Origin of the sequence: Anabaena lutea FACHB-196 (genome assembly GCF_014698305.1) — a bacterium.
Taxonomy (GTDB): domain Bacteria; phylum Cyanobacteriota; class Cyanobacteriia; order Cyanobacteriales; family Nostocaceae; genus Anabaena; species Anabaena lutea.
This window is the reverse complement of the sequence record NZ_JACJST010000006.1, coordinates 1-24659: the sequence shown is the minus strand read 5'-3', so window position 1 is coordinate 24659 and position 24659 is coordinate 1. Positions and strand designations below refer to the sequence as shown.

At 38.1% G+C, this 24659-nt stretch carries 19 protein-coding genes; 10 read left to right on the top strand and 9 right to left on the bottom strand.

What is annotated here, in order from left to right:
* Positions 1–69: 69 nt before the first annotated feature.
* The 5 genes from H6G59_RS08310 to H6G59_RS08290 all read right to left on the bottom strand — a co-directional run bounded on the left by H6G59_RS08310 (position 70) and on the right by H6G59_RS08290 (position 6803).
* Entirely contained in the window at positions 70–1077 is a 1008-nt protein-coding gene (locus tag H6G59_RS08310) for a phosphotransferase family protein (protein ID WP_190713305.1), read from the bottom strand.
* Positions 1074–2984: an ABC transporter ATP-binding protein gene (locus H6G59_RS08305; protein WP_242038825.1), complete on the bottom strand. Its 1911-nt coding sequence runs from the start codon at positions 2982–2984 to the stop codon at positions 1074–1076. The genes H6G59_RS08310 and H6G59_RS08305 overlap by 4 nt, the downstream gene beginning before the upstream one ends.
* Entirely contained in the window at positions 2985–4130 is a 1146-nt protein-coding gene (locus tag H6G59_RS27575) for a glycosyltransferase (RefSeq protein ID WP_190713303.1), read from the bottom strand.
* A gap of 3 nt (positions 4131–4133) precedes the next feature.
* Entirely contained in the window at positions 4134–5429 is a 1296-nt protein-coding gene (locus tag H6G59_RS08295) for a glycosyltransferase family 4 protein (protein ID WP_190713301.1), read from the bottom strand.
* A gap of 75 nt (positions 5430–5504) precedes the next feature.
* Positions 5505–6803, bottom strand: a complete 1299-nt coding sequence (locus H6G59_RS08290; RefSeq protein WP_190713299.1) for a glycosyltransferase family protein — start codon at positions 6801–6803, stop codon at positions 5505–5507.
* A 583-nt stretch (positions 6804–7386) separates the two neighbouring features.
* Between H6G59_RS08290 and H6G59_RS08285 the strand changes: the two genes are divergently transcribed.
* The 3 genes from H6G59_RS08285 to H6G59_RS08275 all read left to right on the top strand — a co-directional run bounded on the left by H6G59_RS08285 (position 7387) and on the right by H6G59_RS08275 (position 11131).
* The gene (locus H6G59_RS08285; protein ID WP_242038824.1) at positions 7387–8895 is read left to right on the top strand and encodes a sensor histidine kinase; all 1509 of its coding nucleotides are present in this window, start codon (positions 7387–7389) and stop codon (positions 8893–8895) included.
* A gap of 335 nt (positions 8896–9230) precedes the next feature.
* Positions 9231–9899 (top strand): response regulator transcription factor, encoded by a 669-nt coding sequence (locus tag H6G59_RS08280; RefSeq protein WP_190713295.1) that lies wholly within the window; start codon positions 9231–9233, stop codon positions 9897–9899.
* A gap of 116 nt (positions 9900–10015) precedes the next feature.
* Entirely contained in the window at positions 10016–11131 is a 1116-nt protein-coding gene (locus H6G59_RS08275) for a HAMP domain-containing protein (protein ID WP_190713293.1), read from the top strand.
* A 314-nt stretch (positions 11132–11445) separates the two neighbouring features.
* Here the strand turns inward: H6G59_RS08275 and acsF are convergent, their stop codons facing one another.
* Positions 11446–12522, bottom strand: a complete 1077-nt coding sequence (gene acsF / locus H6G59_RS08270) for a magnesium-protoporphyrin IX monomethyl ester (oxidative) cyclase (RefSeq protein WP_190713291.1) — start codon at positions 12520–12522, stop codon at positions 11446–11448.
* A gap of 129 nt (positions 12523–12651) precedes the next feature.
* Positions 12652–13947: a thioredoxin domain-containing protein gene (locus tag H6G59_RS08265; RefSeq protein WP_190713289.1), complete on the bottom strand. Its 1296-nt coding sequence runs from the start codon at positions 13945–13947 to the stop codon at positions 12652–12654.
* Between the two features lie 395 nt (positions 13948–14342).
* Here H6G59_RS08265 and H6G59_RS08260 point away from each other — a divergent pair, with 395 nt between their 5' ends.
* The 4 genes from H6G59_RS08260 to H6G59_RS08245 all read left to right on the top strand — a co-directional run bounded on the left by H6G59_RS08260 (position 14343) and on the right by H6G59_RS08245 (position 18223).
* Positions 14343–15017, top strand: coding sequence for a biliverdin-producing heme oxygenase (locus tag H6G59_RS08260; protein WP_190713287.1), 675 nt, complete (start codon positions 14343–14345; stop codon positions 15015–15017).
* A gap of 367 nt (positions 15018–15384) precedes the next feature.
* Positions 15385–16767 (top strand): oxygen-independent coproporphyrinogen III oxidase, encoded by a 1383-nt coding sequence (gene hemN / locus H6G59_RS08255; protein WP_190713286.1) that lies wholly within the window; start codon positions 15385–15387, stop codon positions 16765–16767.
* Positions 16768–17204: 437 nt separating this feature from the next.
* Positions 17205–17477 (top strand): GlsB/YeaQ/YmgE family stress response membrane protein, encoded by a 273-nt coding sequence (locus tag H6G59_RS08250; protein WP_190713283.1) that lies wholly within the window; start codon positions 17205–17207, stop codon positions 17475–17477.
* A gap of 50 nt (positions 17478–17527) precedes the next feature.
* Positions 17528–18223 carry a manganese catalase family protein gene (locus tag H6G59_RS08245; protein WP_190713281.1) on the top strand — a complete coding sequence of 232 codons (696 nt, stop codon included), beginning with the start codon at positions 17528–17530 and terminating at the stop codon, positions 18221–18223.
* Between the two features lie 174 nt (positions 18224–18397).
* Here H6G59_RS08245 and H6G59_RS08240 read toward each other — a convergent pair whose 3' ends face one another.
* Positions 18398–19507: an S-(hydroxymethyl)glutathione dehydrogenase/class III alcohol dehydrogenase gene (locus H6G59_RS08240; protein WP_190713279.1), complete on the bottom strand. Its 1110-nt coding sequence runs from the start codon at positions 19505–19507 to the stop codon at positions 18398–18400.
* Positions 19508–19865: 358 nt separating this feature from the next.
* Here H6G59_RS08240 and H6G59_RS08235 point away from each other — a divergent pair, with 358 nt between their 5' ends.
* Together H6G59_RS08235 and rimM are read left to right on the top strand one after the other, a co-directional pair.
* Complete coding sequence (locus H6G59_RS08235) at positions 19866–21149, top strand: valine--pyruvate transaminase (RefSeq protein ID WP_190713277.1); 1284 nt, start codon at positions 19866–19868, stop codon at positions 21147–21149.
* A 5-nt stretch (positions 21150–21154) separates the two neighbouring features.
* A complete protein-coding gene (gene rimM / locus H6G59_RS08230; protein ID WP_190713275.1) occupies positions 21155–21841 on the top strand; it encodes a ribosome maturation factor RimM in 687 nt (228 codons plus the stop codon).
* A 101-nt stretch (positions 21842–21942) separates the two neighbouring features.
* On the opposite strand, the gene H6G59_RS08225 is transcribed toward rimM, so the two are convergent.
* Positions 21943–22683, bottom strand: coding sequence for a dienelactone hydrolase family protein (locus tag H6G59_RS08225; RefSeq protein WP_190713273.1), 741 nt, complete (start codon positions 22681–22683; stop codon positions 21943–21945).
* A 145-nt stretch (positions 22684–22828) separates the two neighbouring features.
* On the opposite strand from H6G59_RS08225, the gene H6G59_RS08220 reads away from it, so the two are divergent.
* Complete coding sequence (locus H6G59_RS08220) at positions 22829–24553, top strand: tetratricopeptide repeat protein (RefSeq protein WP_190713272.1); 1725 nt, start codon at positions 22829–22831, stop codon at positions 24551–24553.
* The last annotated feature ends 106 nt before the right edge of the window (positions 24554–24659 follow it).

Sequence of the window (24659 nt, the reverse complement as noted above, 5' to 3'; positions counted from 1 at the left end):
TGCGCCCTCTGCGTCTCTGCGTGAGAAAAAATAAATTTATGCACCATCGAGAGATATAAATATAGATAATTACAAATTACGAATTCTCTTCAATCGCTGTTCGCATATATTTAATAGTGATTCTGTAAAAAAAGAACGATCTAAAAATAGAGTGCTAATATAAATATGTCTGACTAAAGTCAAAGTCGTATAAGCTTCAATTGCCACTCTAAAATCATCACTTGTAAGTTTAACAAATCGTTCAATCAAAGATAATTCTAAATCACGCAGCTTTTCAGAATCACCAAATACACGCAGACTATATTCTTGAATATGTCCAATAAAATTACCAATATCTAATGCTGGATCACCTTGGCAATATAAATCTAAATCAATTAAATACAAACGCTCATTATTAACAATCACTTGATCTGGATAAAAATCTCGATGAATACCACAAATATTTGTTTCTGTAAAGTTATTTTCTAAATAATCACATTCCTCTAAAATTTTCTCTAACCGTTCTTGCCATTGTGGATATTTTGGGATAACTAAAGGAATGCGTTCATGTAAGATACGTAATTCATCATTCATAGTATGAGAACGACGAAGGGAAATATTAGTTGTGTGTAATTTATGGGCAACTTCAGCAATTCTTTGGGATAAAAAAACACCGTTATTTTGTGTTAAACATTGAGTAAATGTCACACCTTCAACTTTACGCTGTAACCACATTTGCCATTCAGGAATTATGCCCACAGGTTCAGGAACAGAAATACCATCAACACTATCCTCACCAAATCCTGATTCCCACAAAGATTTCTGTAATTCATAACTATAAAAATCCGTTCCCTTAGCGCGAACTTTACCAATTAGGGTTATTGTTTTTCCTTGATAATTAATTAATTGATATTCAATTAAACAACGTCTTCCTGGTTTGTGTCGAATAACTTCAATTTTTTGAAGATGATTATTTTGAGCAGTTGGTAAATATTCAATCAAGCATTCTTGCACCTGTACCGGATCAATTGCTGCTGATAAAAAAGGCATTTTCGGATCAGCCAAACTATTAAAAGTATCGCTCACAAAAACATTCATATCTTACTCTCCTCCGCGCCTCTGCGCCTCTGCGTGACGGACACTTTGCTCAAGTCGGGAGACCCGCCCATGCAAGTGTCCTCCTCTGCGTGAGAAAAATTCTCCTCATTTCGCATTGCAACTTGCACTTGATACAAAGCCGCATAACGACCATTTTGTTGCATCAATTCCCAATGAGAACCTTGTTCCAAAACCCGCCCATTTTCCATGTAAATAATCATGTCTGCGCGAGTTGCAAAATTAAGATCATGGGTAATTAAGAAGGTTGTACGGTTTTGAGAAAGCTTTTGGAGGGCATTAATTACAGCCTTTTCATTACCCTTATCTAAACCCGTGGTAGGTTCATCTAAAATGAGAATGGGAGTTTGACGAATAGCAGCACGTGCGATCGCAATTCGTTGGCGTTGTCCCCCCGAAAGTGTTGCTCCTCTTTCCCCTACAAAAGTATCATATCCTTGGGGTAAAGCTTGGATAAAATCATGGGCATTAGCTAAACGTGCAGCATTTTCAATTTCAACATCAGAAACCCCAGCCACACCATAAGCGATATTTTCCCGAATAGTCGCCGCAAACAAAATACTTTCTTGTAAAACCACCGAAATTTGCGGGCGTAAAGATGCTAATGTGTACTCTCGAATATCCCTACCATCAATCATGATCCGACCCAAAGAAGGGTCATAAAGCCGTAATAATAAACTCACTAATGTAGATTTCCCACTACCAGAAGTGCCGACAATTGCTATTTGTTGTCCTGGTTGAATATTTAAATTGATGTCTTCTAACAGAACTTGTCCTAGTTCATAGCCAAAATTAACATGATCAAAACACACCGCACCTTGAAAAATCGGCGCTGGAATTGCATCTGGTAAATCTCTGACATCAGGCTGCTGATTTAATACATCTAAAATTCGTTCCCCAGAAGCCGCCGCTTTAGCCAGTCTACCTGTGTACTTAGCGAAGTTCTGCACAGGCTTAAAGGCATTCTTGAGATAGGTAATAAATACCAGTACATCCCCTGGTGTCAAGGCATCTCGCAACGCTAACCAAGAACCATACCACAAGACAATAGCTGTTCCTAAAGCAATGACAGCATCTACAGTCCGTTCTAGGTGAGCGGCCAAACGTTGGGTTTTGACACTCTCATTAAGACTACGCTGATTTTGTTGAGAAAAAACTTGTGCAAAAGCATCTTGCAACCACAAAGCTTTAACTAATTTAATAGCTGCAATTGATTCAGCCGCAGTAGCAGCTAAAGCCCCTTCTTGTTTCCGTTGCTTTAATGAAGAATCTTTAATTTGTTGGCTGAGGCGATTGGTAATTAACACAAATAACGGTAACGTCAGCAGTGATAATAGGGTAAGGCTGGGATTCATCCAAAACATCACCCCAATCATGCCAAATAGACTCAAAATACTGACTACTAACGGCAATGCAGCCGTAATCATGATTTCTTGTAGACGACTGGCATCACTACTGACACGAATAATTAAATCACCGCTACGGGCTTGGGTGTGATAAGCCAAAGATAAATCTTGCAGATGACGATATAAATGATTACGCACATCAGCCATAACTCGGCTGCCAACTGTAGCTAATCCCACCGTACTCCAATAGGCAGCAAAAGCGCGTAATCCGGTAAATACAAGGATTGCAACTGCGGAAAATGTTAGTAAAGTCAGCGGTTCGAGATTTGCGATTATGGGAATATTGGTTGGTTGATTATTCCGTATGAGAACGTAATCAAATACAAACTTGAGCGGCCAAGGTTCTAGTACCCGGAGTCCCACATCTGCGATTAGTGCGATCGCAGAAATTAAAATTAATCCATAGTGTGGGCGAATATAAGGCCAGAAATAAACCAGAATTCCCCAAAGATCAGGAACAGTTTTTTTGAGGGATGTTGACATTTATCGCCTCACCTTTGCTATCTGCAAAATTTGTTGAGCGATCGCATCCCAGGTATGATTTTGCATTACCTTTTGGCGTGCAGCTTGTCCTAGACTATGACGGAGTTGAGGCGATCGCCACAATTTTTCTAAAGCCTCAGCTAGTGCTATAGCATCACCAGGAGGACAAAGAATACCATTCACCACCGGCTCAATTAAATCGACTAATTGCCCAATTTTGCTCGCAACCACAGGCAAACCAGCCGCCATATATTCATAAACTTTCAACGGTGAAAAATAAAAATCTGCTTGCGCTGGGTAAGGTGCAACAGCCACATCCATTGCCGCTAATAATCCAGGAACTTGATCAGGATTTACCGCACCAGTAAATTGAGTATAAGCATCTAATCCCCTTGTAGATAATTCAACTTCGAGATGTTCTCGTTCTGGCCCATCACCAACAATTAAAAGTCGAGATTGGGGAACTTTTTGATGTAGTTGAACAAAAGCCTCTGTGAGAATTGGTAAACCATGCCACGGTTTTAAAGTTCCCACAAATCCCACAGTAAAAGTTTCCGATTTAGTGTAATTCTTAATCTTAGAAAACCTTTCAGGATTTACACCATTAGGGATGACATAAACTTTGCTACTATCCACATAATTCAGTAAATAGTTTTTCACCTCTTCAGAAACAGCAATCAAAGCTGTAGCAGCTTGAAAAACTCGATGTGCAACTTTTTCAGCATTATCAAAATCTATTAAACCGCGATGTTTTGCCTGTTCTGCAATCAAAGGAGAATTGACCTCTAATAAACCAGGAATTCCCTTTTCTTTCGCAAATTCCATTGCGCTATAACTCCATAGAGAATAACGCTCATAAATTAAGTGAAAATTTCCCAATTTCTGCAAATCTAAACGTAAATTATAATTAATTCCTAAAGCAACTTGTTCCCTTATTTCCTTTTCCACCTTGGGAATTGCTGGCAATTGATGAACAACAACATTAGCTAAATCTGCTGGTGCTATTCCCCCAATGCGAGTAGCAAACAAATCAACTTCACAACCTTGCTTTTGTAATGCTCGTATCACCTCTTGAACATGAATAGAACATCCCTTTTGTCCAAAAACAGGAATTCCGGCATCAGCACAAATATAAGCAACTCTCACTCCTTATAACTCCTCTGCGTCTCTGCGCGACAGACACTTTGCACAAGTCGGGGAACCCGCCCAAGCAAGTGTCCTCCTCTGTGTGCAAAATAATCCCCTTAACACAGCAGTATTGCAATAAATATCAAACTCAGATTTAATTAATTGCCTAGCTTGAGTTGACAACCTCACCCGCAAAGCTGAATCAGTAAGCAATTCCTGAAGTGAAAACGCCAACTTTTCAGCATTATTTTGTGGCACAATTAACCCAGTTTCACCATGACGCACCACTTCAGGAATACCCGTTACATCTGTACTCACACAGGGAGTTCCTAAAGCCATTGTCTCTAATAAAACTGTTGGTAGTCCGTCCCGGTTGCCATCTTTACCTATTACATAAGGTGCTGCAAATACAGCCGCTTGTTGCACCAATTGAAACACTTCATTTTGGGGACGTAGACCAATAATTTCTACAAAAGATTGCAATTCTAAATCTTGGATTTGTTGTTTTAATGCGGTTTCTAATGATCCTGTCCCGACAATTTGACATTGAAACTCGCAGTTTCTCTGCTTCAAAATGGCACAAGCATCTATCAAAATAGATAGCCCTTTTTTTTCCACTAACCGACCAACTGAGATAATTAAGGGAGGACGATCAGCCGGGGAAGAATATTGTAAATGTCGCAAATCCAAACCATTGTAAATACGTTTAACTTGCTGTGCAGCTTGCGGATAGGTTTGTTGTAAATAATTGAGGTTGTAGTCACTGACAGTTACCACGGTAGAAGCATCTTTTAATTTGCGTTCCATATCTGCAAATTCAACGCTTTCATGAAAGATGTCTTTAGCATGAGCCGTGAATGTATAGGGAATGCCCGTAAAGTGAGATGCTAATCTAGCGACACTGGTGGCTACACTACCAAAGTGAGCGTGTAAATGAGTGATACCTTTCAGTTTTGCTTCCCGTGCTAACCATGCGGCTTGGTAGACGGTGCTGGCTTGTTCACCTTCAGCAATTGCTAATTTTGACCAAAAATCAGGAATGATTTTAGCAGCTTCTTGTAATTCAGCCCAAAAATAGCTGGCTGCTGTGGGAGCAAGACTATTGAGAGATGCACTCACACGACCTTGAATTGGCTTTTTAATGTAGGTTACAGGCGATCGCACCTGAGAAATAATATTTTGAAAGTGAGTATCACTCGGTGGTCTTAAAGCGAAAATTTCAATGTTTAAACCAGCCGTTTCATGAGCCAAAATTTCATTGACGACAAAGGTTTCAGAATAACGAGGATAGCGTTTAAGAACGTAACCAACAAGCATAATAGGGGTGATGGGGTGATGGGGTGATGGGGTGATGGGGTGATGGGGAGAATAATATATTACCTACTGCCTTCTTTAAGAAGCTGACTGCTGATAGCTGATAGCTGAATGCTTACCCATGAGTATCTCGTCTATCAATTGGGAAATGTGATTGAGTCCATTGAGATTGACAAAGTTACGAATCTGTGGTTTTTCGCTTTCTTGTATTAACCAATCTGTCAATGCTTGAGATGTGAGGTTGTGGGGGTGCAGCATATCCACTAAACCAAGTGAATGTAAGCGTTCGGCACGGATAAACTGTTCTCGACGGGGTTTGATACGGGGTACAATGAGCGATCGCTTTTGAAATGACAACAATTCACAAGTTGTATTGTATCCACCCATAGCAATGACGCGTTCGGCCTGATTTATTAACAGTGTTGGCTCAGATAAATATTTCAATACTCGCAAATTATCACGTTTAGCAGCCAACTTCTGAAGCCTTTGCTGTACCTGTCGCGGCATAAAAGGACCCGTCAAAATGATGCCATTCATCTCTGGTGGTAGTTCCGCACTAGCAAATGTTTCTGCTAACCGCGCTCCATCTTGTCCACCACCCACCAAGCATAATGCTAATCTTCCTGATGGCAAATTGAGGGATTTAAAAGTCTCAACACTATCCACATCCATGAACTTGAGGCGGTTACGTTGGTCAAGATAGCCTGTGTAGCGGAGTTTAGCAACAGTCGTGGGGTGGAAATTATATTCTTTTGCTAAATCATAAATAGCTGGATCTCCATATACCCAAACGGCATCATAATAAGTTTGAATGGCTTCTTCATTAGCCATGCTTTTCCAATCTCGCTGTACAGATGCAGGTTCATCTAACACATCTCGTAAACCTAAAATGCAGCGTGTTTCTTCTTGGGTTCGCAAGTAATTCAGCGTTGGTTCTAGTTCTCTGACTGCACCTCTGGGTACATTATCAACAATGAAAAGATCGGGTTTAAAAGTTTTGATGGTGGTGAGAATAACCTGCGATCGCAGTGTAATAATTTCCTGCAATGACAAATCCAATCGCCGTGCTTGATATTGACCATCAATATTTTTGTACAGAGCAGGTAAGGTTAAACAATCAACTCCTGGAGGTATGAATACATTGCTGCCATCCTGTATGCCACTAATCATCAAAATATCGGTTTCTAGGGGTGAATATCCTACTAATGTTTGAGCAATTAACAAGTTACGGCGTTTGTGTCCTAGTCCCATTGTGTCATGGGAATATAAAGCAATGCGCCACTTACGAGGATTGTGAGATGAACTACTAACCTCCCCAGATTCTTCTCTAGCCACCGTTAGTCCTATTTCTCTAGAGTGAGTTAATAAGTTTTTCATGGGCAATCCTGACAACGTTTTCATGAGGGTAATTAACCACAACAATGATTAATGGCGACTGATAAATTTGCTCCTAGATTCAGAGGCAGTAGGCAATAGACAGGACTAAGAACTAATTCTTATTACTGATAGGAGAGGTTCGTGCGAACCATACTCCCTTTATTACATTTAATTGATTTATTACCTATTTAACTCTCTCCAGATATTGAATTTAAGAGGGTTAAATAGTAGTATCATTTTTGTACTCATTGGGTAGATAGATTTTACACACTTGTTTTTCAAACAGAATATTAAGATTTAATTTTGTTTTCTTTAAGAAACATTAAAGATCATTGCTAACATAGCAATTACTCATGAAAAGCACATGAAAAATAGATGAAAATCTTCTCATCTTTACATAATTATCATTTGAGTAAATTAATCTACAGGAAATCAACATAATTTTAAATAACCCAATTTGTATGAGTTTAACCGTGATAGGAATAACTCAATTCCAAATAGAGAACAGGAAAAATTGAAATCAAGAATATTTAAAATGAGGATGATAATAAATCGTTTTCGTGAGCGCATATCTGTTTTTAAAATGTCCCAGTTTTTTTTAGTTGGGCAGCAAGTATTCGGAGAAGCACGCACCCTAATTTTGCTGTGGTACTTGCTGATTTTAGGCATAACCTTTCTCATTGCTATTCCTGCCTTTCGCTATCATCTCTATCACCGCATTGATCAGCGTGTTCGTCAAAATATGTCCGCAGACATCAAGGCTTTTAAGGCATTGATTAATGGACAAACCTTGATTCCAGAAGATGAACTCACTGAAGAGATGGTAATTGATCCAAAGCAATTGAACTGGTTAATCTCTGAACAAAAACAAACCACTGTACCCAAATCAGTAGAAGATTTAAAAAAGCTTTTAAAAGCTTATCTGTTGTATCGGCTACCCAAAGATGAATCCTATTTCATCACTTTTATAGATGGTGAATTCTACAAATCCAGTCCTAGCGCCCGTCCTAAGCTTCTAGCCAGAAATTCACTATTAATGAGACAGTGGGCAAAACAGACTTATGCAGAACAGGGAGAGAAGGAATTTCTCACCGCTGATGTTAGTAATACTATGTACATTGTGGAACCGATTACCATCAATGGAGAAACACGGGGGGTATTCGTGGTGGCACACAACACTGCTGGGGATAGGACACAAGCTTTAGAAGCAGTGACGGCAATTATTGAAGTTTCCAGCTTAGTTTTTGTAGTGTCGTTAATTTTGGCTTGGTTAGCTACGGGGCGAATACTGACTCCTCTACGGACAATTATCACCACGGCTCATGCCATTAGTGAGTCAGATTTAACTCAGCGTTTGCCAGTGCGAGATAAAGGAGAATTGGGAAAACTGGCCACAACATTCAATGAAATGATGGACAGACTTGAAGCTGCTTTTGCCAGTCAGCGCGAATTTGTGAATGATGCTGGACATGAACTGCGAACTCCTATCACTATCATTCGTGGACATTTAGAACTAATGGGAGATGACCCCCAAGAACAACAGGAAACCCTGACAATGGTGATGGGAGAACTAGACCGGATGAGCCGTTTAGTTGATGATCTGATTTTGCTGGCCAAAGCAGAACGGGCAGACTTTTTACAGGTAGCAACGGTGAATGTGGCAGAGTTAACCCAAGAGTTATTGATCAAAGCCCAAGCACTGGCAGAAAGAGATTGGCAACTGGACGCTGTAGCTAAAGGTCAGATTGTTGTCGATCGCCAAAGAATTACTGAAGCTATGATGAATTTAGCGCAAAATGCTACTCAGCATACTAAAAAAACTGATACTATTTCCATCGGTTCAGCGATCGCTAAAGGGAAAGTACGCTTCTGGGTACGCGATACAGGCGAAGGTATTCCACTGGTTGATCAAAAAAGGATTTTTGAACGATTTGCCCGCACTTCCCACAGTCGTCGTCGTTCCGAAGGTGCAGGTTTGGGGTTATCTATTGTCCGAGCGATCGCACAAGCTCATGATGGGCAAGTATTACTTCGCAGTCAGTTAGGCAAAGGTTCGATGTTTACCATCGTCTTACCCCTAGATCCTCCATGAAAGGGGGTAAGGGTGTAGGGTGTAGAGGTGATGGGGTGATGGGGTGATGGGGTGATGGGGAGAATAATATATTACCTCCTGCCCCCTGCCCCCTGCCTGACAAGGGTAGGTTTTTAATATTATCTGTTAAGGCAGGACTAGGAAGACAAGGAGGGAAAGTAGACAAGGAAGATTTTCTCCGCACAATGGTCTTTTGACGGACTGTTCTTGTTACCAAGAGAATATGATTTTGTACGGTTTTCCTCCCTTGTCCACTGTCCTTCCTTGTCCACCAAGTCTAGCCCTCACGACAATGTAAAATACCTACCCTTGTGAGCTGCCCCCTGCCCCCTGATATGCCCAACATTCTCATTGTTGAAGATGAACCCCGAATTGCCTCATTTATTCAAAAAGGGTTGCGATCGCAAGGATTCACAACCACAATTGTTACCGATGGTTTGTGTGTGCTGGATGTGATCCAAAGTAGCACGTTTGATTTGTTAATTTTGGATCTGCGTTTGCCAGGAAAAGATGGATTTCAAGTTCTCGAAGAACTACGCGGACAGGGAGAAGATATACCTGTGATTATCCTTTCTGCTCGCAGTGACATTCATGATAAAGTTGCAGGATTAGAAGGAGGTGCAGATGATTATGTCACCAAACCTTTCCGATTTGAAGAACTACTAGCACGGGTAAAATTGCGGTTGCGGAGTGCTATACCGGTCAGAGATGCTCAAGAATTTACCCTGAAAGCTGGTAACGTAGTCCTAGATTTGCGGACTCGACAAGTAAAATTAGGCGATCGCATTATAGAACTACCCGCCCGTGAATTTGCAATGGTAGAAATGTTTTGTCGTCATCCAGGACAAATCATCAGTCGAGAACAACTCCTAGATTCTGTGTGGGGTTACGACTATAACCCTGGTTCTAATATTGTCGATGTCTATGTCGGTTATCTCCGCAAAAAACTTGGCAGCAACGTGATTGAGACAGTCAGAGGTATGGGTTATCGGTTACGAACATAGTACCGAGTGCAGAGTATTGAGTAGTCAGTTGTTATTATCCCCCTGCACCCTGCCTCCCCTGCTTCCTGCACCCAATAACGGGAACGGATTCAAGTTTATCTGGGTCGTGGTTAAGCATGAAACAGCAACACAACTTAGATTTTGATAAGCCAAATATCCCCTTGGAATCAACTAATTCAACCCCAGACACAAGTAATTATCGCTATTGGTTCAGCCATTTGAAAGTTGGACAAAAAATTGGTCTTGGATATGGACTGCTTTTGAGTATTGCTGTCTTGGGAACTAGCATTGGGTTTTTAATTGCGGATCATTACCAGCGACAAGCCCAGAAACGGGAAGAAGCAGCAATTGAAGAGTTATATCAAATGTCCCAACTCAAAACTATTGTGTTTCGTGTTCGTACCAATCAACACAAGCTGATTTTATATATGGAGCAACCACCAAAATGGACAGAACAATATGCTTTATTATTGAGATATGTTGAAGAAGCTAGAGAAATTTGGTTTGATTTTCAAGCTAACTACAATATTGAAAATCCTATTATTTATGATTCTATCATTGAGCAAGAAGCTGTTTATCGCTTATTGCAAACCTACAAAGGATTTGATGCTTACTTACAACATACTGGAGGTTTATTTCAGGCTAATAATCCTAGTAAAATATCAACAAATGAAATTAAAATAGCACAAACTAAACTGTTTAATTTCATGCACGGTTCATCAGTTTTTATGATTGATGATTTTCTTGATGATATCACAATGCTTGTGGAAGTAATAGCCGAGGAGTATCAGCAAGCTAATTGGGAACTGAAAAGGGCAGAAAAATTACGTTTATACATTATTTTAGGTAGCTTATCACTATCAATTGCCATCGCCACATTATTAGCAATTTACACCAGTCGTACCATTGCCCGTCCTATTCAATTAGTCACTCACATTGCTCAACAGGTGACAGAAGAATGTAATTTTGATTTGCAAGCACCTGTAACAACTAATGATGAAGTTGGGATTTTAGCAGCTTCTCTCAATCGTCTCATCCTGGAAGTTAAGCAACTCATTAAAATCCAAAATGATGCTAATGAACAACTAGAAGTATACAGCCAGATTCTTGAAGAAAAAGTACATGAACGAACGCGGGAATTAAACGAGAAAAATCTCAGTTTAGAGTTGACATTAGAAGAATTACGTCGCACTCAAGCTCAACTTATAGAAACAGAACAAAATGGTGAGTAAGAGAACTCCAAAAAATCTGCAAATTTTATGATTGCTGGGCTTTTCCTCTCAGTAATTTCCCGATTGTGACAGTTGGGCTGTGGAATGTGGGCTATAAGCGTTTTCATGCAGGGCGGTTAAGACACCAACAGCCCACAAAAAACTTAACCTCCTTCCCAATGAGGAAAGGGAGAAAATTCAAAATCTCCCTCTTTCTAGAAGAGAGATTTTGTAATAGGTTTTCCAGACACACTGTATTAGTTTAAAAGATATTAGGAATTACGCGAGATTAGAAATTAAAAATAATACAAACCGTCAAAGAGGCAAAATATCAATTAACAAACAGCCTGACGATTCTTTTCCGCGTTGATAGGTTTAATCAGGTAAAGTTTCAACATATACCAAACGATGTTTTTCATCAACGGTATTTTTTTGAAAAACTTGGCAATTAGCCCATGCTTACTGTTATTGAGTTCGATAATTTTCTGGTTATTGATTGCACATTGTTCCAAATACCAGAAAAAGTAGGGGTGATTTGTATTCAAGATAATGGGAAATGCTCTCGCTGCGGTTTTGTTGGTTTCTTCAATTACCTGATTATTGTATTTACGAGGATGAACTCCTAATATTTCATAGAAATTAGCCCGTTCAAATACGGTCATTGTATGAGTAGCAAACACCGTTAATAAGAAGAAGCGCACCCATAAACGCGCTTTCCAATTATTCCATAACTGGGGTTGAGAACGTAACAAAGCTTTGAAGAAATCCCCGTGTCTATTTTCATCTTGACACCAGCTTTCAAACTTCCGAAACAGTGGATAAAACTGGAAATCTGGATTTTTTTCCATATGGCGATACACTAAAATATAACGCCAATAGCCAATTTTCTCTGATAGATAAACTGTGTAAATTACCCACTCTAGAGGAAAAAAGGTATAAGTTCGATTTTTAGTGAGATAACTTAAGTCAAGGGAAAGATTAAAATCTGCCATTGACTTATTTAGAAACCCAGCATGACGGGCTTCATCTCGTGCTAAATAATCAAATGCTTCTGATAGCAAAGGATTACTATCTTTGATGCGACGAGATAATTCTTTAAACAGTAAAAAACCTGAAAATTCCGAAGTACAGGAACGTTCCAAAAAGTCAATAAAGGCTAGTCTTTTCTCTCCCTGAATGTGATCCCAAGACTGTTTAAATTCATCATCACGAACGAAGTGATGGCGGTTATAATCAGCCTTGAGTTCTTCAACTACTGCCCTTATTTCCTCCTCATGAGCAGAAATATCCATTTTGGCCACAGCATCAAAATCTGTGGTATAAAAACGGGGAGTTAATAATGTTTCTTGAACCGGGGCTTTGACACCTGGTTTCAATAACTCAACTGCGGGAGTTTCTAAAGACTTAACCATGATACTCCTTTTGCTATTTTATGCTTTTAAAATTATCTAAGCATAAATAGTTCTTAGTAGTCATCAGTTAAATTATTGAAACTAAATTGTACAAAATCATCTGAGCAGGTTTAGTAATTGGATGAGGTTTTAGCGGCTTAGTAATGCAGAATTCTCAATAATGCCACCATTATCAATTGCACTATAAGTATCATTGTTTGCTAAACCTAACCAAGGATCAGAACTAGGAGTTAGAAACAGTTCAGCATAAACTTTTTCATTGAGTTTATTGAGATCTAATGTTTCATTTCTTTGCGAAAACCATTGATGAATTTGCCTATGTAGCATATATTCATTTCTCACTGTATCCAGAGCCATGACTGTTTCAAAATTACTAATTACTCTGGATAAATTATTTTTGCTGGTTGTATTTGGTAACTTTTTAGCTTGAATTAAAGCTATACTATTACCATCAAGTTTAGCATCACTTTGGTATATTTGCGCTAATCTGTTCCAAGTTGCCTGATCAATAATTTCTAAAGGATTAGATTTATTATCTAATGTATCGGGTTGAATCGCATTGATAATAGGTCTTTCTACGACAGACTTAGAAACTGCGAGAGAACCTGCAACACTAGCACTAGGAGATAAAGTAGAATTATTGGTCAGTTGCCCTAACTGAGGTGGAGACTGAATACCCAATTGGGATAAATCTGATCTCCATTGGTTTTGAATTTTATCAAGCTGACGCAGATGATATTGTTGTAATAAATTTTCGTATTTTGTCCCCCTAATTTTACCCAACTCTGTTGCAATTATTTCTGCTTCCTTTAGTTGTTTAAGAAAAGCTTTCGGTCCATACAGTCCGGGAATAGCATCAATGGGACGACCAGAACTATCTAAAATGTAATGAATACTGTTCCCCGTAATTGTTCTTTCTAACTTGCGTCCGTCACCAAAATCAATCGTTACTTTGGGTACAGGACGTACTGTTTGCCAATGCAAAATAAAGTTTTCTCTTAATACTTGAGAAATTTCTGCATTTGGATATAAGGCTACTCTAAAAAATCGGCTGTTAGCACAACTCAAGTCTGTATCTAATCTACCTAACAACCGCAAAGAAAGGATTGGTTTACTACTAGTTTTAGCAGCAGCTTTAGCTTGTTCTAAATCCGTGTACCAATACAATTTAGATGCATAACAATCTCGTTGTTGGCACAATATGTCTAAAGCTGTTTTGATTTGTGGTGAAGGTTTGGATGTTAATTCATTATTATGGGATTTGAGAAAGGTTTGTAATCCCGTTGCTCCCTGTTGACGTAATCTTGTAACTTCTTGAGTTAGTTTAGATGTGTTTGAATTGGTATCCTGCGTATAACCAGCTTGGGAAAAAACGCAACCAGCTAAAATAAAAATAAATGGGAGTTGCAAATTAGTAAACTTCATGGTTTTAAAAGTGATTTAGTTGAATGTTTCCAGTATGGCACTTAATTTTTGATATATCTACTTGCTACTTTTTCTTGGTTATATACATGGAATTAAGTAATTATTCCAGATCTAAGGTAATTTTGCCTTGAAAAGCAACATATAGAGCAAATTTACTCAGGAAAGTCTAAAGAAATATGAATATCTTTATATTTATTAAGAAGATTAATAGTTAAATATTTTGTAAGAGATCAAAATAGCCAGGATATATTCAGCCGTGATATTTGCTGGATAGATTAGTGCAGAGAGTCCATATCTCTACAATAGCAATCTTCTCACTGTGACATCGACGGTGAACTGATAAACAAGTCGGTGACATTCTAGAAACTTTGCACTTGAACAAGAAGGAAGCAATAATGAGTAATAATTTAGCAATCAAACTGCGTTCTGGTACTCAACAAGCTCATACAGATGCAGAAAATGTCGGCTTCATGAAATGTTTTGTCCAAGGTGTTATTGATAGAGACTGCTTTATTCAGTTGTTGAAGAATTTGTATTTTGTTTACAGTGAACTAGAAGCAGCAATTGAGAAAAATAAACAACATCCTGTGATTAGTGTAGTTTATTTTCCTGAACTAAAGCGCCAAGCTTCCCTAGAAAAAGACATGGAGTTTTATTATGGAAGTCAATGGTACAAAAGGATCTCACCTTCAACTGCTGCTCAAAATTACATTGCTCGTATTCAAGAAATATCTGCTCATGAACCTGCATTATTGTTAGGTCATTCATATACTCGTTATATGGGTGATCTTTCTGGAGGACAAATGCTACAAAAAATTGCTCAGTCAGCTTTAAAATTGTCTGGATATGAAGGAACTTCTTTTTACAACTTTGAGCAAATTCCAGATAAGCAAGCATTCAAAAACAAGTATCGTCAAGCATTAGATACAGTACCTGTGGATGATGCAAATGCTGATAAAATTGTAGCAGAAGCTAACCATGCTTTTTACTTGAATACGCAGATAATTAAAGAGTTAGAAAGTATTTTAATTCTAGCTCTTGGTCGAGCTACGTATAATGACTTAATTTGATTAGGTAATTCGGCAAAATTAATGGAATTATGAATTACGCAAAATATCTCTCGAACTCTTGTTATTTTGCGTATTTTACGGTTTATTAAAAATAGTAGAATTCATAACTAAACTAGTTTGTGTAGTCGTGAATTCTATTTACTACAACTGGTTTATAGTATTTTTGATCAAAACCGGGTTTCTTAACGTAAGTCCTAGCTAGTTCGTTTCAGTCTTCTAAACTGAAGCATACAAATATATTGGCAATTAGTAATCAAAAAAATTGTCAATTTTACAACACCAAATTGGGAAAAATAACCGTGAGTATTCCCAATTCAAAATTGCTATGACCACTAAGAACTAAACTTACAGATACTCGGAGGTTTTGATGGTCTTTCTATTACCTGGTGTAAAATTTGATCTGGATCTGATTAAGAAGTATGATACTCGCGCACCCAGATACACCAGCTACCCACCCGCTACAGAATTAAGTGAGACATTCACCACCAAGGATTTCCAAGCTGCAATTACCGCTTCTAATCAACGACAAACACCCCTATCTTTGTATTTCCACATTCCCTTTTGTCAGAGTGCTTGCTATTTTTGTGGCTGTAATACGGTGATTTCTAGTAATAAGAATATTGCCAAACCCTACCTAGAACATTTGGTGCAAGAAATTCAAAATACCACGGCTTTGATTGACACAAGTAGGAAAGTGCTTCAGGTTCATTGGGGTGGTGGTACACCTAATTATTTGGAACTTCACCAAGTTGAATTTTTGTGGAACAAGATTAATCATTATTTCAACATTGATTCGCAAGCAGAAGTCTCAATTGAAATTAACCCGCGCTATGTAACTAGAGAGTACATCCATTTTCTGAAAGATATTGGCTTTAATCGCATTAGTTTTGGTATCCAGGATTTTAATCCTGAAGTGCAAGTAGCGGTGAACCGTATTCAACCAGAAGCAATGCTGTTTGATGCAATGGGTTGGATTAAAGAAGCTAAATTCGATAGTGTGAATGTGGATTTAATTTATGGTTTACCCTACCAAAATCTTCAGACTTTCCGGGAAACTATACAAAAGACCATTGCTTTAGATCCTGATAGAATTGTGGTGTTTAATTTTGCTTATGTACCGTGGATGAAACCTGTGCAGAAAAGGATTCCTCAAGATGCATTACCCGCAGCACAGGAAAAGTTAGATATGCTGAAAATGACTATTGAGGAGTTAACCAGTAACGAATATCTGTTTATTGGGATGGATCATTTTGCGAAAATTAATGACGAATTAGCGATCGCACAACGTCATGGTACTCTAAAACGTAACTTCCAAGGCTACACCACCCACGCAGAAACGGAACTTTTTGGTTTTGGTTCCACATCGATTAGTATGCTAGAAGATGCTTATGCTCAAAATCACAAAGGATTGAAGGACTATTACCAAGCAGTTACAGCAGGGATAATCCCTACCAGTAAAGGTGTCAAACTAAGCCAGAATGATATCATCAGACGAGATGTAATTATGTCTATCATGTCTCACTTTCAGCTACATAAGTCAGACATTGAAGCCAAATACCACATCAGTTTTGATCAATATTTCTCTCCGGAATTAGAGGAGTTAAAACCCTTAGAAGCTGATGGATTAGTCAAGTTATTAGCTGATGAAATCCAAATTACTGATACTGGTAGATTATTGGTAAGAAATATTGCTGTCATCTTCGATACTCATACAAGAACCAGAGAGACAAAATTCTCTCGCGCAATTTAATTTAAGTATGGGTAAAGGGTAATTGGTAATTGGTAATGGGTAATTGAGTAAGTAGAAATTTATTAGTTTTGACTCCTGAATTTTGACTTTATGATTATCTTTACCTGTTACCAGTCCCTAATATGACAAAAACCATTTTTATGTATTATTTAAAAGTAATATTACGACGCTTAGATCCAAACATAGCGACATTTAGCGGTTAGAAATAAAACTATGCTTGTATATGGCTTTGCTCAAAAGCATTGTATTCTATTCACCAGCAATCTGCTGTATCGTAGTAGCACAATTGAAAATACAAGAAATACAAAAAAATAAGTTTATTTTTAATAAGTCTACCTTTTGATTTTTACATTTATCTCATTTGGTAGAAAGAAAGGTAATTAATAATTGATAAGTTTAATACTGGATGAGTGAGATTTTTAAGGAAAGAAAAAATAATGAATATAATTGCTTGGATAGTTTTAGGACTCTTAGCTGGCGCTCTTGCTAAAGCTGTTTATCCTGGTTATCAAGGTGGTGGAATTCTCTCAACCATAATTCTAGGTATTGTTGGCTCTTTTATTGGTGGGACTTTGTTCACACTACTCCAAACAGGAACGTTGCAATTGACATCTACTAGTTTAAGTATTCCTGGACTTTTTGTAGGAGTTATTGGGGCAATAATTGCGATCTATCTATGGGGATTATTTAAAAGTAGTAGTAGAGCTTAAATTTGGATTTTAAGTTGTTTGGGATTTGATGTAAATTTTGAATTAGTTGTATGTTTTTCCACAAAAAAGAACCGATTCATGCAGTCAAAGTTGATGAAGCCAACCCCCGTTTTGCACAATTGCTTCTAGAACAATTCGGAGGAGCAACAGGGGAACTTTCAGCAGCTTTGCAATATTGGGTACAATCTTTTCATGTAGAGAATCCTGGTATCCGCGATATGCTCCAAGATATTGCAATTGAAGAGTTTGGGCATTTAGAGATGGTGGGTAAGCTCATCGAGGCTCATACCAAAAATTCCGATCAAACAGAAGCTTACAAAAGTACTCTTTTTGCTATCCGAGGAGTTGGTCCCCATTTTCTTGATAGCCAAGGTAATGCTTGGAGTGCAAAATACTTGAATGAAGGTGGCGATGTCGTGCGTGATTTACGTGCTAATATTGCGGCGGAGGCAGGCGCTCGTCAAACCTATGAAGAGTTAATTAAGCTGGCAACAGATGAGGGAACTAAAAACACTTTAGTGCATCTATTAACGAGAGAAATTTCTCATACCCAAATGTTTATGAAGGCTTTGGATTCTTTGGGTAAGTTGACTGATCCTCTATTTGGGAATATTCAACCTGATGAAACCGTTTCTCTTTATTACAACTTATCGACAAATGGCAACGAGCAAAATGAACGCGGTCCTTGGAATTCTGAACCAACATTTCAATACATCGCTAATCCCCTAGAAACTCATTCTTCATGATTGATAGATTTTAATGGGCTACAATTTTGCATTAAATAGGGTGGGTGGGCTATTAGTTGTCCACCCTTTCAGCGCCACTTTCTAAAAGTCGGGAAACCCGCCACAGGAAGTGGCTCTACCACAAGAGTTTTAATGATAGATAAGATGCAAGTTAGATTTCCATCAGTCAATAATTTAAAACGTCACAACACTGCGAATTGATTCTCCTCTGTGCATCAAATCGAAAGCATCATTAATTTCTTCAATTGGCATAATATGGGTAATTAAATCATCAATATTTATCTTGCCATCCATATACCAATCTACAATTTTTGGCACATCTGTACGTCCTCTTGCACCACCAAAGGCTGAACCTTTCCAAACGCGTCCAGTGACTAGTTGAAATGGACGAGTGCTGATTTCTTTTCCCGCAGCAGCTACACCTATAATTACACTCACACCCCAACCTTTATGACAGCATTCTAATGCTTGACGCATGATATTGACATTACCAATACATTCAAAAGAATAATCAGCACCACCTTTAGTTAAATCTACTAAATAAGGAACTAAATCACCTGCAACTTCTTGAGGATTGACAAAATGTGTCATGCCAAATTTTTCTGCTAAAGCCCGTTTGTTGGGATTAATATCAACTCCCACAATCATATTTGCACCTACCATTCGCGCCCCTTGGATGACATTTAAACCAATCCCACCCAAACCGAACACCACCACATTTGCACCTGGTTCTACTTTAGCTGTGTTGATGACTGCACCTATACCTGTAGTCACACCGCAACCAATGTAACAAACTTTATCAAAAGGTGCGTCTTCTCGAATTTTGGCAACGGCAATTTCTGGTAATACGGTATAATTAGCGAAGGTTGATGTACCCATGTAGTGATGAATCATTTCTCCACCGATACTAAAACGACTAGTACCGTTGGGCATAACACCTCTTCCTTGTGTAGTGCGAATTGCTTGACAAAGATTAGTTTTAAAACTTAAGCAATACTCACATTGGCGACATTCGGGTGTGTATAAGGGAATTACATGATCTCCCGGTTTTACACTTTTTACACCAGCCCCTACTTCTACAACTATACCAGCGCCTTCATGTCCTAAAATCGCGGGAAATAGCCCTTCAGGATCAACACCAGAAAGAGTATAAGCATCAGTATGACATACCCCACTGGCTTTAATCTCAATTAATACTTCTCCAGCTTGTGGTGCTGCTAATTGTACGGTTTCAATCGTTAGGGGTTTACCTGGGCTGTAAGCTACTGCTGCTTTAACTTCCAAAATTTAGTTCTCCTGATATTGACGTTTAATGAGTTTATCTCAGCAAATGGATACATAAATTTATGATTTTGCTATCTTTTATATGATATGGATAAAGATTTTTTTAGTAACCACTTGTCAAACAACTTTTTGATATAGTACATTTGTACGATTACAAGAGAAATCCCCCACCTCACACGTGGGGTTTTATTTTTTTCCTTGTATATAAAACTCCTCAAACTCAAGAACTCCCAGAGTTTGTTAAAATCGCATTCACTGGTTTAGAGTGGTAAAAGGCGGCAGCATTTATCTTTGTCTGGGCTGCAACCACTGTTTAATTTATCCACTTCTGCGATTATTTAAGTCTGTACAAAAGCCTATGAAACCTGCCCTTACTAAAATTGGCGCTCAAATGTCTAACTTAACAGGCGTGAGAGCGATTATGAAAGATATTAACGAAACCCTCAGAGCTAGTAAGGGAAAGGAATTATATAATTTGAGTGCGGGAAATCCGTTGATTTTACCAGAGGTAGAACAGTTATGGCGGGATTGCACCGCAGATTTATTAGCTAGTTCTGAGTATGGTGAAGTTGTATGTCGTTATGGTTCTAGTCAGGGATATGCACCTTTAATTAATACAATTGTCAAGGATTTTAACCAGCGTTATGGGTTAAATTTAACAGACAGAAACATTTTAATTACCGCTGGTAGTCAAACTATATACTTTTATGCTGCGAACGCTTTCGGTGGATATACTAATGATGGCGATTTAAAAGAAATCGTTTTGCCATTAAGTCCCGATTATACTGGCTATGGTGGTGTGTGTTTATTCCCAGAGGCTTTGGTTGCCTATAAACCTACTTTGGATATTGATACAGCCGCACACCGTTTTAAATATCGTCCTGATTTTAACCAACTTTCGATTACAGAAAATACTGGTTGCGTGATTTTCTCCCGTCCTTGCAATCCTACGGGTAACGTTTTAACTAATGATGAGGTGAGTAAAATCACTGATTTAGCTGCACCTTATAATGTGCCTGTATTGATAGACTCAGCTTACGCGCCACCTTTCCCAGCGTTGAATTTTACAGAAATGACTCCGGTATTTGGGGAAAATATCCTCCATTGTATGAGTTTATCAAAAGCCGGATTGCCAGGAGAAAGAATTGGGGTAGCCATTGGTGATGAAAAGCTAATTCAGGTTTTGGAATGTTTCCAAACCAATGTGGGAATTCATTCTTCTCGATATGGTCAAGCGATCGCATCCCGTGCGATAGAATCAGGTACATTAGCGAATATTGCTGAAAATGTGATTCGTCCTTTCTACCAAAAAAAGTTTGATGTGTTAGAAAGTACATTAGAAGCAGCAATGCCCAAAAATTTACCTTGGTTTTTACATCGTGGTGAAGGAGCAATTTTTGGTTGGTTATGGTTGCAAGATTTGCCCATGACTGACTGGGAATTTTACCAGGAATTAAAAAAGGTGGGTGTAATTGTTGTTCCTGGTAGTAGTTTCTTCCCCGGTTTAAAGGAAGAATGGGAACACAAACATCAATGTCTGCGTATTAGTTTGACTGGTAGTGATGAGGAAATTACTATCGGTATGCAGCGTTTAGCTAAGGTGGCTGAACGAGTTTATCAAGTTGCGGCTGTGAGTGTGTAAGAGAAATGAACCGCGAAGACGCAAAGAACGCGAAGAAGAAGAAACCCGTAGGGGCGGGGTCTCCCCGCCCTCCTAAACCTCTTAACCCAGTCCCCAGTCCCCAGTCCCCAGTCCCCAATCTTGATGATTGGTTGGAAATTGGTAAAATTGTTTCACCTCAAGGTTTAGCTGGGGAGTTGCGGGTTTATCCTAATACTGACTTTCCCGAACGCTTTGAGGAACCGGGAACACGCTGGTTGTTACGTCCTGGGGAAACAGAACTGCAACAAGTAGAATTGTTAGATGGGCGGTATATTGAGAATAAGAATCTATATGTGATTAAATTGGAGGGAGTGAGCGATCGCACTGCTGCTGAAAATATGCGTGACTGTCGGTTTTTTGTGCCGATAAACGATCGACCAGAACTAGACGAAGGTGAATATCATGTTTTAGACTTGATAGGATTGCAAGTCTTCATGCAATCATCTGGTCAATTTGTAGGAACAGTGGTGGATATCTTACCTTCAGGTCATGATTTATTAGAAGTTAAATTAGACCCATCTTTTGCAACTAATAACGAAGAACCAACAACGCAAAAAGAACAAAAAACTGTTTTGATTCCTTTTGTTATGGAAATTGTTCCTGTTGTCGATTTAGAAACCCGTCGAGTTGAAATTACTCCTCCCCCCGGTTTGTTAGAAATTAATGATTAGTTCCTAATAATTGTAGGTTGGGTTGACGCGAGGAAACCCAACATTATCAAAACTTTGTTGGGTTACGCTGTCGCTTAATCCAACTACAAATATGTTTATAATTACCTTTTAAACTTCCGTTCTAAGAAAGCGATAATTTCCCTCCAAGCTGAAGTAGCAGCAACAGCATCAAAACGATAACCATCATCTCTCATAAAAGTATGTTCCGCTTCATAAGCAAAAAAGTGATGATGGACTTTGGCATTTTCTAAAGCATTAATTATAGTATGTCGGTCATTTTCAGAAATATGTGGATCTTGAGTTCCAAAAATTAACAACATTTCTCCTTTAATTTCCTCAAATCTGTGAATAGTATCAGCCACACCCTTACCTAATTTACCACTAGGAATACCTGTAGGATAACAAGAAACACAAGCTTTAATTTCACCTTCAAAAGCAGCCCGAAAAGCCAAATGTCCACCAATACAAAAACCCAAAGTACCGATTTTATCAGCAATAACTGAATTATCATTTTTGAGAAAATCAATTACAGCACGAGTATCAGCATCGTATTCAGAAATTAACGTGCGTCGTGCATCATCATTACCGCGCATTCTTCCAAGATCATTAGGTTCAATTACAGAACCCACAGGTTCAATGCGGTGAAAAATTTCTGGTGCTGCGACAACATAACCAAAACCAGCTAAATAATTAACTAACCGAATTATGGCATCACCTAATTGATAAATATCACTGTAAAAAACAATTCCTGGATATTTACCAGCTGGTTTAGGAGATGCAACATAAACCCGCATTAAACTATCATCTACTTTTAATTCGATATTGCGTTTAACAATTTGCATTTTTTGTTTTTTGGTAATGTGTTAATTTGTAATTCTTCAGATTTAATAATAATCAGTAAGTTTTTATAAAATATCCGTTTTTGTAAAGAAGCCAGGGATCTCTGAGTTATGATATACAGAAACAGGGTTTTAAAAGCAACATCCTATGATTGGTAATATCCTCCGTCAACGTTACCAGATTGTCAAAGAACTAGGTGCAGGTGGATTTGGTGAAACTTATCTCGCTGAAGATTTAGATATTCCCGTTACTCCTAAACAAATTTGTGTTGTTAAACGGTTAAAACCTACAGAAATTGACCGAGATATTAGCCGTTTATTTGAACAAGAAGCAAAGATTTTATATCAATTAGGACAAAATCATGATCAAATTCCTAAATTATACGCCTATTTTCAGGAAGGCAAAGAATTTTATTTGATTCAAGAATTGATTGATGGATATGATCTAACTCAAGAAATCAGTCCTGGTAAAAAGTTGAGTGAAGGTGATGTAATTCAACTTTTACAAGATGTTTTAGAAATATTGGTTTATGTTCATGACAATAAATTTATTCATCGTGATATTAAACCTGCAAATATCATGCGTCGCAAAGATGGAAAATTAGTATTGATTGATTTTGGAATAGTCAAACAAATTAATACTACTATTGCGCTGAAATCTGGCTTTACTACCCGCACTATTGGCATTGGTACAGCCGGATATATGCCTTTAGAACAGGCTATGGGTAAACCTAAATTTAGTAGTGATATTTATGCTTTAGGGATGACAGCAATTCAGGCATTAATTGATTTGTCTCCTCGCTTGTTACCAGAAGATGATGATGGCGAAATTATTTGGATTGACCAAGTTGAAGTTAGTAATAAATTAGAAAATTTTATCACTAAAATGGTGCGTTGTGATTGGCGACAACGTTATAAAAATGCTAAGGAAGCCTTGGATGAATTAAATCAAATTTTTGGAGTTGGTCAAGAACAGAATATATACCCCGCACAACTAACCGAATTAAGTGGAATTTGTGTTAACCAGAATGATGAACCACCCAATTTACAAAAGCCTGAAGAAGTAATTGAATCTTATAAAGAAGCCATTGCTATTCAACCTGATCAACATGAAACTTGCTATCATAGAGGTAAAGCTCTTAAAGCTTTACAAAGGTATGAAGAAGCAATTGAATCTTACAATCAAGCCATTGCTATCAAATCTGATTATTATGAAGCTTGGTATAATCGAGGTCTTACTCTAAGAACTTTGCGAAGGTATGAAGAAGCAATTGAATCTTATGATAAAGCCATTGCTATTCAACCTGATCAACATGAAGCCTGGTATCATCGAGGTGATGCCCTAAGAAATTTACAAAGGTATGAAGAATCAATTGAATCTTACGATAAAGCTATTGCTATCAAATCTGACTACTATGAAGCCTGGTATAACCGAGGTATTGCTCTAAGAACTTTACAAAGGTATGAAGAATCAATTGAATCTTACGATAAAGCTATTGCTATTCAACCTAATGATGCTCTTGCTTGGCATAAAAAAGGTAATACTCTAAGAACTTTAAAAAGACATGAAGAAGCGATTTTATCCTATGATAAAGCTATTGACATTCAACCTAATAAACATGAATTTTGGTATAATAGAGGTGATTGTCTCAGAAATTTACAAAGGTATAAAGAAGCAATTAAATCTTACGATAAAGCCATTGCCATTCAACCTAAAAATTATACTTCTTGGTATAAACGAGGTCTTGTATTAGAAAATTTACAAAGAGATAAAGAAGCACTAAAGTCATACCAAAAGGCAATAAGTATTAAACCAGATTTTCAAAAAGCAATCAATAATCATAATAAATTATTAAAGCGATTGGGTAATTAATTTTACAGGGTAAGAGCATCTCAATTAGGCTTGACATAAGGGATGAGAGGAATCTAATGTAGAGTCAATGAAACAGGAACTGAGAACTCGAATCATATAATTGTTA

Coding starts and splice junctions, on each gene's coding strand:
- H6G59_RS08225 (WP_190713273.1), bottom strand. CDS start 22,683: ATGCAAATTGTTAAACGCAATATCGAATTAAAAGTAGATGATAGTTTA.
- H6G59_RS08260 (WP_190713287.1), top strand. CDS start 14,343: ATGAGTAATAATTTAGCAATCAAACTGCGTTCTGGTACTCAACAAGCT.
- H6G59_RS08310 (WP_190713305.1), bottom strand. CDS start 1,077: ATGAATGTTTTTGTGAGCGATACTTTTAATAGTTTGGCTGATCCGAAA.
- H6G59_RS08290 (WP_190713299.1), bottom strand. CDS start 6,803: ATGAAAAACTTATTAACTCACTCTAGAGAAATAGGACTAACGGTGGCT.
- rimM (WP_190713275.1), top strand. CDS start 21,155: ATGAACCGCGAAGACGCAAAGAACGCGAAGAAGAAGAAACCCGTAGGG.
- H6G59_RS08285 (WP_242038824.1), top strand. CDS start 7,387: ATGTCCCAGTTTTTTTTAGTTGGGCAGCAAGTATTCGGAGAAGCACGC.
- H6G59_RS08265 (WP_190713289.1), bottom strand. CDS start 13,947: ATGAAGTTTACTAATTTGCAACTCCCATTTATTTTTATTTTAGCTGGT.
- H6G59_RS08305 (WP_242038825.1), bottom strand. CDS start 2,984: ATGTCAACATCCCTCAAAAAAACTGTTCCTGATCTTTGGGGAATTCTG.
- hemN (WP_190713286.1), top strand. CDS start 15,385: ATGGTCTTTCTATTACCTGGTGTAAAATTTGATCTGGATCTGATTAAG.
- H6G59_RS08220 (WP_190713272.1), top strand. CDS start 22,829: ATGATTGGTAATATCCTCCGTCAACGTTACCAGATTGTCAAAGAACTA.
- H6G59_RS08250 (WP_190713283.1), top strand. CDS start 17,205: ATGAATATAATTGCTTGGATAGTTTTAGGACTCTTAGCTGGCGCTCTT.
- H6G59_RS08280 (WP_190713295.1), top strand. CDS start 9,231: ATGCCCAACATTCTCATTGTTGAAGATGAACCCCGAATTGCCTCATTT.
- H6G59_RS08295 (WP_190713301.1), bottom strand. CDS start 5,429: ATGCTTGTTGGTTACGTTCTTAAACGCTATCCTCGTTATTCTGAAACC.
- H6G59_RS08275 (WP_190713293.1), top strand. CDS start 10,016: ATGAAACAGCAACACAACTTAGATTTTGATAAGCCAAATATCCCCTTG.
- H6G59_RS08245 (WP_190713281.1), top strand. CDS start 17,528: ATGTTTTTCCACAAAAAAGAACCGATTCATGCAGTCAAAGTTGATGAA.
- H6G59_RS08235 (WP_190713277.1), top strand. CDS start 19,866: ATGAAACCTGCCCTTACTAAAATTGGCGCTCAAATGTCTAACTTAACA.
- acsF (WP_190713291.1), bottom strand. CDS start 12,522: ATGGTTAAGTCTTTAGAAACTCCCGCAGTTGAGTTATTGAAACCAGGT.